The sequence below is a fragment of the Halorhabdus tiamatea SARL4B genome (genome assembly GCF_000470655.1).
In the GTDB taxonomy this organism is placed as follows: Archaea; Halobacteriota; Halobacteria; order Halobacteriales; family Haloarculaceae; genus Halorhabdus; species Halorhabdus tiamatea.
The window spans coordinates 1,744,960-1,757,470 of the sequence record NC_021921.1 but is presented as its reverse complement, the minus strand read 5'-3'; the positions used below and the strand labels follow the sequence as shown (position 1 = coordinate 1,757,470).

At 54.7% G+C, this 12,511-nt stretch carries 13 protein-coding genes, 1 tRNA gene and 3 pseudogenes; 8 read left to right on the top strand and 9 right to left on the bottom strand.

Going from position 1 to position 12,511, the window contains the following annotated elements; translation table 11 throughout:
* Positions 1-55: 55 nt before the first annotated feature.
* Positions 56-862, top strand: a pseudogene (locus HTIA_RS17175) (restriction endonuclease); the annotation flags it as partial.
* Between the two features lie 96 nt (positions 863-958).
* Here the strand turns inward: HTIA_RS17175 and HTIA_RS08660 are convergent.
* Positions 959-2,047: a hypothetical protein gene (locus HTIA_RS08660; RefSeq protein WP_008524466.1), complete on the bottom strand. Its 1,089-nt coding sequence runs from the start codon at positions 2,045-2,047 to the stop codon at positions 959-961.
* Positions 2,048-2,292: 245 nt separating this feature from the next.
* Between HTIA_RS08660 and HTIA_RS08655 the strand changes: the two genes are divergently transcribed.
* From HTIA_RS08655 to HTIA_RS08650, 3 genes are read left to right on the top strand one after another with little or no spacing between them, the layout of a single operon-like run.
* Positions 2,293-3,174 carry a DUF4238 domain-containing protein gene (locus HTIA_RS08655; RefSeq protein WP_008524465.1) on the top strand — a complete coding sequence of 294 codons (882 nt, stop codon included), beginning with the start codon at positions 2,293-2,295 and terminating at the stop codon, positions 3,172-3,174.
* Positions 3,174-3,320 (top strand): hypothetical protein, encoded by a 147-nt coding sequence (locus HTIA_RS16640; RefSeq protein ID WP_008524464.1) that lies wholly within the window; start codon positions 3,174-3,176, stop codon positions 3,318-3,320. The genes HTIA_RS08655 and HTIA_RS16640 overlap by 1 nt, the downstream gene beginning before the upstream one ends.
* Positions 3,317-4,936 (top strand): LA2681 family HEPN domain-containing protein, encoded by a 1,620-nt coding sequence (locus tag HTIA_RS08650; protein WP_008524463.1) that lies wholly within the window; start codon positions 3,317-3,319, stop codon positions 4,934-4,936. The genes HTIA_RS16640 and HTIA_RS08650 overlap by 4 nt, the downstream gene beginning before the upstream one ends.
* Before the next feature lie 234 nt (positions 4,937-5,170).
* Here the strand turns inward: HTIA_RS08650 and HTIA_RS17430 are convergent.
* Together HTIA_RS17430 and HTIA_RS17425 are read right to left on the bottom strand one after the other, a co-directional pair.
* Positions 5,171-5,462 (bottom strand): annotated as a pseudogene (locus HTIA_RS17430) (DUF6735 family protein); the annotation flags it as partial.
* Positions 5,442-5,605, bottom strand: a pseudogene (locus tag HTIA_RS17425) (SOS response-associated peptidase family protein); the annotation flags it as partial. The pseudogenes HTIA_RS17430 and HTIA_RS17425, both read right to left, overlap by 21 nt.
* A 160-nt stretch (positions 5,606-5,765) precedes the next feature.
* On the opposite strand from HTIA_RS17425, the gene HTIA_RS08645 reads away from it, so the two are divergent.
* The gene (locus tag HTIA_RS08645; RefSeq protein WP_008524462.1) at positions 5,766-6,668 is read left to right on the top strand and encodes a hypothetical protein; all 903 of its coding nucleotides are present in this window, start codon (positions 5,766-5,768) and stop codon (positions 6,666-6,668) included.
* Between the two features lie 9 nt (positions 6,669-6,677).
* Here the strand turns inward: HTIA_RS08645 and HTIA_RS08640 are convergent, their stop codons facing one another.
* Positions 6,678-7,361 (bottom strand): hypothetical protein, encoded by a 684-nt coding sequence (locus HTIA_RS08640; RefSeq protein ID WP_008524461.1) that lies wholly within the window; start codon positions 7,359-7,361, stop codon positions 6,678-6,680.
* Positions 7,362-7,378: 17 nt separating this feature from the next.
* Positions 7,379-7,618 (bottom strand): hypothetical protein, encoded by a 240-nt coding sequence (locus HTIA_RS08635; protein ID WP_008524460.1) that lies wholly within the window; start codon positions 7,616-7,618, stop codon positions 7,379-7,381.
* Positions 7,619-7,758: 140 nt separating this feature from the next.
* On the opposite strand from HTIA_RS08635, the gene HTIA_RS08630 reads away from it, so the two are divergent.
* Positions 7,759-8,685 carry an ADP-ribosylglycohydrolase family protein gene (locus tag HTIA_RS08630; protein WP_008524459.1) on the top strand — a complete coding sequence of 309 codons (927 nt, stop codon included), beginning with the start codon at positions 7,759-7,761 and terminating at the stop codon, positions 8,683-8,685.
* Between the two features lie 5 nt (positions 8,686-8,690).
* Entirely contained in the window at positions 8,691-9,188 is a 498-nt protein-coding gene (locus HTIA_RS08625; RefSeq protein ID WP_008524458.1) for a metal-dependent hydrolase, read from the top strand.
* 57 nt (positions 9,189-9,245) lie between these two features.
* Here the strand turns inward: HTIA_RS08625 and HTIA_RS08620 are convergent, their stop codons facing one another.
* The gene (locus HTIA_RS08620) at positions 9,246-9,608 is read right to left on the bottom strand and encodes a hypothetical protein (RefSeq protein ID WP_008524456.1); all 363 of its coding nucleotides are present in this window, start codon (positions 9,606-9,608) and stop codon (positions 9,246-9,248) included.
* 414 nt (positions 9,609-10,022) lie between these two features.
* Between HTIA_RS08620 and tnpC the strand changes: the two genes are divergently transcribed.
* Positions 10,023-11,468 (top strand): IS66 family transposase, encoded by a 1,446-nt coding sequence (gene tnpC / locus HTIA_RS08615; protein WP_008528725.1) that lies wholly within the window; start codon positions 10,023-10,025, stop codon positions 11,466-11,468.
* A gap of 277 nt (positions 11,469-11,745) precedes the next feature.
* On the opposite strand, the gene HTIA_RS08610 is transcribed toward tnpC, so the two are convergent.
* The 3 genes from HTIA_RS08610 to samp2 form a co-directional block, all read right to left on the bottom strand.
* Positions 11,746-11,820, bottom strand: a tRNA-Ile gene (locus HTIA_RS08610).
* A 58-nt stretch (positions 11,821-11,878) separates the two neighbouring features.
* Positions 11,879-12,271 (bottom strand): GNAT family N-acetyltransferase, encoded by a 393-nt coding sequence (locus tag HTIA_RS08605; protein WP_008524351.1) that lies wholly within the window; start codon positions 12,269-12,271, stop codon positions 11,879-11,881.
* Complete coding sequence (gene samp2 / locus HTIA_RS08600; RefSeq protein ID WP_008524348.1) at positions 12,271-12,471, bottom strand: ubiquitin-like small modifier protein SAMP2; 201 nt, start codon at positions 12,469-12,471, stop codon at positions 12,271-12,273. The genes HTIA_RS08605 and samp2 overlap by 1 nt, the downstream gene beginning before the upstream one ends.
* Positions 12,472-12,511: the final 40 nt, after the last annotated feature.

Here is a 12,511-nt window from a genome sequence, read left to right as displayed (position 1 = left end):
CCTGGCTGAAGAGAACCATCAGCCACTCGTTGTTTCCATCACCGAGTACGATGTAATGGTCGCGGTCACCGCGGACACGAACCCCGTCTTCGAGACGTCGGTGGGCGTCATCCACCGGATCAACGACTGGACGCGATTCGTTGCCCACGCCGAACGCGGGCAGCTACAGGTCCTCGACGAGGATGTCGCGACGTTGGTCACGGAGAACCCCCACGCGACGGTCGACCTCGATGCCGAGCAATTCGGAGAGGTATTCGACGACGACGAGGAGAGCCGGCTCGGACAAACCCAAACGGAGTACAAGGAGTGGGCCGTCGAGCGGCTCCAGCAGCACCACACGACGACGGTCACCTACACCGGGGACAACAACGTCACATACAACAAGACTTGTGAGCCGAACCGCTCGGACATCTCCGTCCAGTCGATCGAACCAGTGTACCTCCCCGAGATTCCGGACACTACCGACATCCAGGCGCACACCTATCCCTACGAGTACTACCCGGCAGGCCCGTCAAGAGTGACCGCCGAGGACGCCATCCATCAGTGCATCCACTGTGACATGAGCGGCATCAGTGAGACGTATACGTACTGTCCGAACTGCGCGGTCATCGCCTGCTCCAGTCACATCAAAACGGAGAGGCTGGAAGGTGAGCCGATATGTACGGGCTGTGCGGTGACGGAACGGTTCGCGCTGAAGACGAAGTACTTCTACGACGAAGAGAACCTCGAAGCGTTCCGCGAGGAGTACGCCGATATGCCGCTTCACGAGAAGGCGATGGAGAACAAGTGGCTGGCCGGGGGAAGCGTTGTCGCGTCGGTGCTGCTTGTTGTCGGACTACTCGTCATCGGCGGCATCATCTGAGCGGGGTCGGTGTTAACGCCGGCTCAGCTACCATCTCTTTGAGCACTCCGAGGGCGAGCAAGTGCCTGATACGAAGACGTTGGATCAGGAGACCGGTCACTGGGATTGATTATTATCGTAGTAGTCGATTCGACGGTACTCCTCTAAATCAGTGTCCAGCAGCTCGTTTCTCCTGCTGTTCATGAAGGATTCAACCTGTTCCGGCGGTATCTTATAGGGATCGATATCGAGGTATGATCTTAAGAGGTTGACTTCAAGGTCTTCAATGTTTAGCCGGTCTGTAATGGTGTCGATAACCCAGTCCGATGTTCCAGGGGCCAGTATTATTCCATCAATCAGTTCCGAGGGATTTACTTCTATGTTAAGGCCTGGTTTGGCGGATACGTCTACCGAGAAGTTCCTGCCCTCGTTGCAGTCGTAATCGATGTCCTCAACCTGTTCTCTGGTTACAAGACGGAGCTCCTGTTCGTCCTCGAAGCCCTTCCGCTTGTGGAATACCCTGGCGAGATGGTCGTTAGCGAACTGGTCTCTGCCACCTCGGTATTCTTCGTAGTTCACTTTCCCTACTACGATTTTTTGGTCCGTGTCCTCGATCACGGAGAGTAGGTTGTCGAGTGTAGTTTCGATAGCGAGGCCTTCGTCTTCGCCAATGTATGCATCCCAGAACACTCGGGATTCTTCTCCTCCCCACCGCCAGCAGGATGCAAAGGTCTGTTTTCGAATAATCTCGTCCTTGGCCTTACCGTAGTCCTTCACGTCGTATGGTGCTGGGTCGCCTTCTGACTCGGAGTAGTACCATGTATCCCATCGCCTGCGTATGGTTTCTCCAGAGACGATTCCTTCAAATGGGTCAGCGAAGTTGTCGATCCGGCTGAACCATAGTCCGCTCTCCAGCAGCGACAGAAACTTTTCCATGGGTACGTACCGGCGGACAACGATATCTTCTAGATCTGTTCCGTCGCTGGAAAGCTCTGGTTCCCAGTCCAATTCCGAGAGTTCCACAGTTGATTCCGTGGCCGGTTCGAGATCTCGTTGAATCATATCTCGCCTGAGCTTCGTCCGAAGTGCAGGGCCGAGGAACTTGCTTATTTCGTCGTCGTGGCCTTCTACAACGTCAGCGTCTTCATGGTAAGCGTCTGGTAGAACCCGTTTGAGAGCTTCTGTAAAATCCAAGTTGTCTCTCATACTCTTGCATTACAAGCAATCTGGATAAACGCTTTTTCAAAACCACAGTGATGGGGGCCACGAAAGATCTCCGTGATCGCATGGATGAGTACTCTTGGAGTGTGACTGCAGAGGATTGGATCAGGAAAATCGCTGTCCACGGTAAGAAAGCATTGAGGATGTTGACGCTGAGATCCACGACGACGAAGAGTAGGAACCTAGATTTACGGTAGATTTTATGACGGTTGGCCGGTTGTTCTCCAGGTATGAGAGATGAGAAGGTTTCTCAGCACTACGTGCCCCGGTTGCATCTCCGTAGATTCTCTACCAAGCCGGATGGTGATTCTGTCTACTGTTTCGACAAACAGAACAAACGCAGTTTCGAGACGAGTGTAAGGAATACAGCGACGGAGAATTTCTTCTACGATCCGAAGACGAAGTTGGAGCCGGAGATGGAGGAATTTCTGGAGGATTTAGAGGGTCGGGTAACGAATCCATACGATAAAATAGTAGAGAACGAGTCGTTGTCTGTTCTATCAGAGGATGAGAAGGAGACTGTTGCTGAGTTCCTCGGTGTTCAGATGATCAGGACACGCGGCGAGCGATCGTCTATCCAGGGAATGATTGAGGGCATTGAGGAGCAGGTTGGCCGGGAGAATATGGCGGAAGAATTGAAGGAGGAGATTGATGAGACGAAGAAGGATGACACCTTGCGGGAGATGCAGAATGATTTGATCAAAGAAACCGGCGGCCAGTTCGGAGATATGTTGATGAAGTTGGAGTGGCACTTGTTCTTGAACAATTCTGATCTCCCGTACTATACGTCCGACTTCCCGGTTGTGCGGCATAATGAGCTGTATTTCGGGCCTTACGGTGAGCTGGGATTGATGAATCGAGGTGTGCAGGTGTATTTTCCGTTGACGCCTTGGGTGATGCTGGCTATCATCGAGACCAGTGTCTACCCTGATATGCCGGAGGTGTGGGAGAAGGACAACCGTGAAAATGTGGTGTTCCAACGAGATTTGCAGGTTACCCGATCAAACCGTTTCGTGTACTCGTGTAGGGATGATTTTGACCAGGCGGAGGAACGGATTGAGGATTCTCCGATTGTCGCTGAACCGTTGTCGGAGAGACAGAACGTCGAGTAATGGACCGAAAACACCTAACCCGTGACGGCTGGTACGAGGAGAACAAGTTAACGCTGATCGAAGACATCAACTACACCCTCGAGGCAGCGAACCCGGAGCACATGTATCGAATATACGGCCACCCTACTCCCGACTGTTTACCGTGAAAGCAGAGCAAACGTCTCGTCTGACAGCTTTAGAGGTCCGGTCACTCCAAGCTCTGCTTCCCGAGTATCGGAAGGAGGTCATCGACCGCTTGAAGATGGTCGAGTCAGTCAAGAATCTCTCACCATGGAATCAGCTCAGGGCTATCGGCTGGCTCGTTGACCACGGCGCCGACATCGACAGTCGAATCGCGATCTCCGCAGGGATTGACCTCGCCAAAGACTTGGACCCGTCCTCGCTTGATGCCGAGCTCCGCGGAATGTTGCACTACCGGCTCGGCACAGCATATTCGAACCGAATGTCCTTGGAGGCCGACCGGGGTAACGAATGGCTCTGGGAGAATACCGACCGGGAACACGCAATCCGGCACTATCGCCTCGCAATTCAAGAAGATACCGTCGACGAACTCTCGCCCCTAGAACAGTGGCGGTCGTTCACGAACCTAGGAAATCTGTATTCGACCATCGGGCGGTTCGTCGAGGCGTTTGACTTCTGGAATGAGGCGTTAATCCGCCAACCGTACTTCTTCCCTGCCCGGGGCCAACGCGGCATCGGTTTCTACACATACGGAAGGTATGACTACGACAACGGGCATCGAGAAATTCTGCTGAAGAAAGCATACGATGAACTAAAGAAGGCCAAGATGGACCGCTTCGTAGGTCTCTCGCCTGAGAACACGGTCCAACAGTTCGAGCGGTATCAAACCCGAATCACAGCCGAACTCGAGTCTCCGCCCCCGTCTGATGAGATTCTTGACTTCGAGGAGAGTGACCTCGGGGATAGCGACGAGGAGCGAGCGTATCGGCGGTGGTGTCTCCAGCATCGTCTCTTCCTGAACACGCTGAATGATGTAACGGACGAGCCGATTGCTGCTCAAGATACGCTCCATCTGGGCCAGCTACAGGACGCACGGACGGAACGAATCGTAACCTGTCTGGGGTTATGGAATCACTTGGTCGAGGAATTCGTGACTGCCCGATATCTGCTGTACCAGGGTAGTCACCCTGACGGGCCACACTTCGGGGATGCGAACGTCCATCTGACGAATACGCTGGATTACCCCGTTCACTCTGTGTACGGTGAACAGCTGAAGATTGCTCTCCGGACAGCGTACTCTCTGTTCGATAAGATCGCGCAGTTCATCAACTACTATTTCGAATGTGGCCGCGATACGGAGGACGTTTCATTTACCGACATCTGGTTCCAGAACCGGCACGGAAGAACCCTGCAAGAGCAATTTTCAGGCCGGGCAAACCTGCCGCTTCGAGGACTTTACTGGCTGAGTAAGGACTTGCGAGATGATTCGCTACGGATAGAGAACTCACTGGATTTGGCGGGCCGAGAGCTCACTGAACTTCGGAATGGTGTAGAGCACCGGTATGTGAAACTCACGGCGTGGGAGACAACAGAGCGATCAGAGGGTGATTTCACGGATGAATTAGCGACGAAGATGGTCCGAGACGAATTTGAGACGAAAGCAGTCACTATGCTGCGGAAAACCCGAGCAGCACTCATCTACCTCGCCTTCACCGTCAATCTCGAAGAGGAACGGAAGCCGAGCCGAGAACTGCCTGCTATGCCTCTCGAGTTTGGGCCACTTGGGAACACTCTCCAGTGACGAATGGTTGTGGCCGAGAGGCTTTGTTGAAACCCTGCCTTCCCGGCCCAGAAGTGATATCCTTCCACGACTGTTGTCGTCGGCTTCCCACGCTAACCTAAGGTCAGTTGGTTGTCTCTTCAGGTTTCCGATCCAACGAACTGGTGGGAGTGCCACGCGCCCTATCACGAGCCTACAGCGGGGCTCACCCATCCCGGCCCCTGAAAATCAGCAGCTGCCACGAAGCAGATCGACCTAGGAGTGGTTCAGGCTCGCCTTCTCGAAGGATGATTCTCCGGTCGGAATTAGCAGCTCCTGTCGGTCTCCGACTCGCTCCGCAAGCTTTCGTTTTAGGTATTGTCTCGCCGTCGTACCAGCGCAGCGTCGCAAGCGCGCCGTTCCCGACTGTTTCTCTCTGTTCGACCGTCTCCGAGTCGTACTGGAGGCCGAACCACAGCGTCCGATGGGCGGTCACCTCGAACGTCGTTGAGACCACGAAGAACGCCTCGTGGTGGAGGGAGTCGAGGTGGTCAGCGACGATCTCGTCGGAGCCTTCGTTCGTGATGATTGTAGGTCGTCGCCAGGAGGGATGTTGTATCGGGGTGTGTACCCGCCGTCCGCGACGATCTCGGCATCGAAGCGGGCCTCGAAGTCAGCCTGGTCGATGAAGAGCGAGTTTCGGCCACACATACCTAGGAGTTTGGAGGGAAGCATCTTCAACGTGGTCGCACAGAAATCACGTCGCCACAACAAACCTAATATAATTCCAAGTGATGATGAGAGCTGTTCAGTTGAGGTGTATTTTGTGAACAAGCTTCTAATCGCCACGGAAAGAACAGGAGTCACATAGATGGTATCTCTAGAAACCGTCCTCACCATCGGCGGGATATTAGCTACACTCTCGATAGCAGGCGCAACCTACTGGACCTTGAGAAAGGATATCCGGACCAGGGTTAGGATACGGCATACGAACGACATTCGTGAACAAGTTCTGGAACCTTGGCTCAATAACCTGCCATCTTACAGGGCCTCCTCACCGCTTGGTGTCGACGGTGGTACCGAATCACTTGTTGCTGAGCTCGCAGGTTATGGTTTCAGACCCTACCCAGATGAAGTCTCGACTACGTTGAAAGATCATTTTTTGAAAAACCATTTAGATGAAGAAGCACCGCACGATCTCAATCAACTTCTTGAAAACATAACCGAGAAGATCCAAGAGATCCGTTCGGAGAAAAGGGCCTATGTAGACGAGGTCAAGGAGTCTCCTGAGATGGAGAAAATGCTTTCAAATATATCTCGGGACTGGGCTGAAGTCGATCCTCAACAGCTAACAATCTGGCTGAGAGAGGTATTCGTAGCCGAATACACAGGTGGAGACTTTCAAGGCGAAATTATGTGGATGAACCCCCAAATAGCGAAGAATGGGTTGAGAGTCGTAGAGCGCGACGGTGAATATCACTATTACACCCTCACAGAGAAAAAGCGAGAGAGGACTCAGGTAACGAATGCACCGATTATCACTTCAGACACCAGAGTCCCCGATCTCCAAGTCGAAAAGCTTCTACACGAATACAAGAAGCACGCGGAGTACGACTTTGGGGCAGGGAATCGAAACGAGCATATCCGGAAAGCGGGGGAGGCAATGAGCGAACTAATCTCAACCCAGTACCAATCACTAAGGGAAACACTGGAATACTACGGTGCAATGCCCATTCTCCTTGGCGACTGTTACGAAATGAACCACCGAACCTGAAGCTTGTTTCTATGCTCCGAATCGGATCAGGTTGAGATTTTCAAATATACTTTCTGACTGAAGAAGAGAATCAACGATGAATTCTCGATTTTCGAGCCAGAGTTCATCAAAGACAATCCGGGCAAATCCAGCTTGTTCGGCAGCGTCACCCATGGCACGCTGTATTTCCTGATAGCCGATACGCTTGTCGGGATCACTCTCGGGATTCAAATTCACAATCTGTGTCGGACCTCGGTCTTGCTCCGTCTTGTCCACGACGATCGCACCCGTTTTGACCAATGCCTGGATGACATTGGTATCCAACGCTACATCTAATTGGTCACGCCACTCCGTTCGTCGAATGCCGAAGACATCGACAACTTGTCGAAGAAATTCGTTCGCAATCTTCTGAGCGATATGATGGTGAGAGCGGAGCGTATCAAATGCCTCTCGATGCGTGTCCTGCTGGATGATTTTCTCCGGAGAGACTTTGTTGACGACATCATGATACTGCTCCCGACTCAGCGGCGTCGCGCGGGCTTTGATTACTCGCTTGAATATCAGATCCAAATGTTCTCTGCCTGCTTCTGGTGTCGTCTCGATCCCAAACACCGTTTCATAGGTATTCTGGGTACTCTGTCGATGTCTTTCTGTCAGGTCGTGTTTAGCAATCCGGTCAGCGAGCGTTTGGAGTCGATCTTTGTCGAGATGCATAGTATGCTGTCTCCTGATCAGGTTTTCTTGTACTCTTGCCACTCTTCGCGGGTATAGGAATTTCCGTCAGCATCGTTGACCCAATACGAATAGCCCGTTCGAGGTGGTGGAAGGTCGAGATCTGGCTCTTCAAATTCCCCAAGGACATTGACAAAATCCTCGCTATCAGGTGGTTTCATTTCGTCCTCGATGATAACCGCGAACCCGTTGTCCGGCCACAAATCATCCATCTCGTCCAGATCTGGATAGTCCGGCATCGTTAGACCCGATGACCAAGGCTGGAATCATAAATCTCCCTCCGAAATAGGACTGTACCTCGAGAAACGACCCTCCCAACGGAGCACAAATGTAATGACGGTCACCGAAATTTACGATGGCGGAGAATTTAGTGGCACGTATGGTATCATCCAATGCTGCCGAAGGTATCCTCCTTGGGCTGGCAGCTGGTGACGCACTCGGCCGCCCACTCGAATTCAAATCCGGTGACGAGATCGATCGACAGTACGGCACCGTGACGGAGATGCTGGCGAACGGGTCACACGGCAAGTCTGCGGGGACAGTCACGGACGATACCGAGATGGCGTTGTGTATTGCCCGGAGTCTCGTCGAGAACGAGCGCTTTGACGGTCAGGATATCGCTAACCGGTTTCTGGAATGGTTCGAAACCGACCCGTTCGATATCGGGTTGATGACCGCCGATGCACTCAGAGAATACAGTCATGGAACGGACTGGCGCTCAGCTGGTCAGGAGGTCTGGCAACATCGATCTGAAGGCTCGAACGCCGGGAACGGCAGCGTGATGCGGTGTTCTCCCAATGCGATCGCCTTCGCTGACGATCCAGACACGCTACAACGAGTGAGCAAGCAATCCTCGGCGATCACGCATTACGACCCGCGGTGCCAGTACGGGTGCGCTATTCTGAATGCGACGATCGCCGGGTATCTCCGCGGCGAGGAGGATCCACTCGCCGACGCACTGGCCCAAGTCGACGAAGACGCACCGGATGAGCTCGTCGAATCGCTCCGACTAGTACCTGATCTAATCGACGATTCCGATCTCGAAACGAGTGGCTATGTCGTCCACACACTCCAAACGGCACTTTACGATGCGCTGGCAGCCGACTCAGCCGAAGAAGCGATCGTGTCGGCTGTAAACCGCGGTGGCGATTCGGATACCATCGGTGCCGTCGCAGGAGCCGTCGCCGGCGCTCGATTCGGCAAGGAGTCGCTTCCCAATCGGTGGCTCGAACAGCTTGAGTCTCGCGAGGACCTCTCCTTGCTTGGGCGAACGCTCGCGTCAAAGGACATCGACGCGTCGGTCTAGGACCCATGCATCGAGAGGGACACATCGGCGCCGCGTCGCTCGCCTACGCCCCGGTAGGATTCGTTATCTTCGTCGTGGAGTTCGAGGGGGCCGCAATGGCCGGAGCAGTCGGGGCCGGTCTCCTCGCCATGGTTCCGGATTACGACCAGCGAGTCCCCGGTATCACCCATCGCGGAATCACCCATACCGTCTGGTTCGCCGCTCTCGTCGGGATCGCGCTCGGCCTCATTGGTCTCGCAATTGGCTCAAGTGACGGCATTCTCGCGGCGATCGGTCTCGGCGTGTTCGGGTTACTGGTCGGGACAGTCACGATCCTCTCACACATCGCTGCAGACGCTCTCACGCCGATGGGAGTCGAACCATTCGCACCGGTTCGTGACGACCACTACTCCTACGACGTCGCCCGAGCGGCGAACCCGATCGCGAATTATGGATTACTGGCTTTGGGTATCGCTGCATCAGGAGTCGCACTAGTGGTAGGGAACGCCCTTACGAATATATGAGAGTCTGGTTCTGATCCAATTGGATCATAAGGTCTCCGAAGCAAGGATCAGTTTCAGCTACTCTGGCCAAGAGTCCGTAAGGCCCGGATCTTGCCAGTCGTCAGCGTCGTGTTCATCCCATGGGATAAGATATACCCCATTTTCTGCTCGGTTTTGGCAGTCTAGTTCATCCATCAGATTATTCCAGCGTGCTTCTATCGTGTCGCCAGGTTGGTCTTCGAGGGATTCGTCAAGCCGGTCGATCAATAGTTCCTTGTGGCGGGCCCAGCGTTCACCGCCATGTTCACCGAAGACGTTTTCGTACCCTTCGCCCCGAAGAAGGCGAACGAGCGTCGTCACCCGTAACGCACGGTCATCACAAATATCGAACTTCCCCTCAAGTTGATCGCACATTCGGCCGGCCCAGTCTGATGCACCCATGCCACAATCGTCTCAATTTACCCGTATATATTCTCCCCTGGACTACTTTCCGGCAGTCGTCGAAGTTTGCTAAGTTCAGCGCAAGTCGGTAATCGTGTTGCACGAAAGAACCGGTCTGTTCCCTTCAGTCGTGTTTAGATGATGCTGCAAAAGTTCACTGTCGCCGCTCACATCTCTGGGATCGTCGGGAACTACAATTTCAAGTCCAGAGCACTGTCTTGATCTCATCAATCGCCTTCGTGCGACCCATCTTTGTCCTTGATGTATGTGTTTAGCCCGAACTGATTTCGATGCTGTCTCATAGGAGGCGCATAAGTTGGGCTGTATGAACTGGCAGCAGAGGTTCGTGATGATCCTCAGGGATGGGCTCCGTCGTGGAGCCCATCCCGTTGCCTCTGCTGTCTGTACTGGAAGGTGGGATCTTTGAACAGAGATAATCTCACCAAAGAGGAGTTGTTCTCCCGGTTTTTACAACTTGAACAACGAGTCGAAGAGGTTGAACAAGAGAACGCACAGCTTCGAGAGAAGTTACAAGAGAAAGACGAGCGGATCGAAGAACTCGAAACACGTCTTCGCAAATACGAGAATCCGCACACTCCACCCAGCAAGCGACGGTCGGGGACCGACGAGTCCCCGACCTCGCAAGATGACGAAGACGACGATCTCCGAACTGACGGTGGCACTCCCGGTCGGAAAGACGGTCACGATCCGGAGTGGCGTTCTACAGCTGATCCCGACGAAGAAATCGAAGTCACCTGTGACCGTTGTCCCGAGTGTGGCGACCACTTCGACGAGTCGGTGGGCGTCAGCCCCCGACTCGTCGAGGAGATCCCTGATCCGCAGCCCCCAGAGATCACCCGGTACAACCGCCACTACTACCAGTGCGATTCCTGTGGAACAGAGACAGTTGCGGCTCACCCCGACTGCCCCGATGAGGGGCAGTTCGGGGTGAACGTCATCGCTCAATCAGCTCTGTCACGGTACGATCACCGCCTTCCTTACCGGAAGATCGCTGATCGCTTCGAGCAACTACACGGACTCGAACTCTCGGGTGCATCCGCGTGGCACGCGACCGAGCGCGCTGCACGCGCCGGTCGCTGTGAGTACGAGCAGATCCGTCAAGAGATTCTGGATGCTGACGTGGTTCACATCGACGAGACAGGCATCAAACGCGACGGTGAACAGGCATGGATTTGGACGTTTCAGACCGTCCAACATACGTTGTACGCGGTCAGGGAGAGTCGTGGAAGTGATGTTCCCGCGGAAGTCCTCGGCGAGGACTTCGCGGGAACGGTGGTCTGTGACGGGTGGACGGCGTACCCAGCTTTCAGCAGCAACCTCCAGCGGTGCTGGGCGCACATTCTTCGAGAGGCTGAAGACGCCGCGGAAAAGCAGGCGGAAGGTGAACCGATCTACCAGGCTCTCAGACAGGTATACGTCGCTCTCCAGGCCCGGCTGGAGAGCGACCCAAGTCCTCGTGAGAGAGCAAACCTCCAGCGTGTGGCGCGAAGAGAGCTTGAATCGCTGATTGACCGGTCAGTACCCGACGGACCAGTGGCAACACTGCTCGGGAAGATCGAAGGAGGTCTCGACCACTGGCTCACCTTCGTCGGTGAGCCAGCGGTCTCTCCGACAAACAATGCCGCAGAGAACGCGCTTCGGGAGCCAGTAGTTCTCCGGAAAATCATCGGAACGCTCCGTAATGAACGAGGAATGTTCGTTCACGAGACGGTCTTGTCCCTGCTGGCGACGTGGCGCCAGCAGGGACGCAATCCATACGAAGAGCTTCGTCGAGTCGTCAGCAACAATGAAATGATCTCACGGGCTCACGCTGTGCCGGCTGTCGAGACCTCGGGGTAAACACGTACTCCTTGATGATGCGAGCTCTCTCGGAGTACCGCGCTCATTTGAAATATCCAATCTACCGTTCTGAAATGTCCGAATGATGAATGACACTGACAAGTCATGAAAACACCCTTCGACCATTCAAAATCGCACGACTGCAGCCGTATCCTTCCATCGCATGGTTGGACTCTACCCGAACCACCGATCCGTTTCACTGCTCAAAATCACAGAACCGCCGATAAACACTTTCTACCCATTGATATCGTCGGCCACAAAACCTGCAAAATCTGGATGGGCCCGCTCGGATTTGAACCAAGGACGAAGCGGTTATGAGCCGCTCTCTCTAACCAGACTGAGATACGGGCCCTCGTCCCCGCTTTTCCCGTCCGCGAACTAAACTGTACCGTCTCCGAGCGCCCCTCCACCTACCGACTGTCACTCGACAGCCACACACCACGATACCGAGCGTCATCCTCTCTCTTGACGTCGAACCCCAGCGATTCGTAAAACGGCTCTACGCCTGCGTCGAATTCGGCGACGAGTCGATCACGGTCTCGCATCGCTCGCTCGACGAGCGCGGTCCCGATCCCTAGATCCCGGCGTCGTCGACGTACCGCGATGTTCGCGATCTCGTCACCGTCGAGCACCAGCGCACCGACGACAGGCGAATCGTCCTGCCCCTCGTCCGGCACAGCGACGAAGACGTCCCCCCGCTCGATAGCCGTCTGGACCCGATCGTGGTCGGTCGCCAGATCGGCCCCGTCGAGGACGTTCAACACGTCGACGAGATCGGTAGCCCGCGCTCTGCGAATCGCCATCAGCCACCCTTGATGAGCCGGACGACGCGGACGTGTTCGGCGTCGACTGGCTGGTCCTCTGGGACTGGCCGGTCGTCGACGAGTACCGACACCTCGTGTGGGCTCACGTCGAAGTCCGCGAGCAACTCGCCGTAGGTCGCCCCGGGCTCGACGTCGAGTTCGCGCGTGGCCTCGCCGACTAACTCTACCGTGACCTCCATATCCGTCCGTTCGCGTGCGTGGACATGAGCCCTTCGGGGT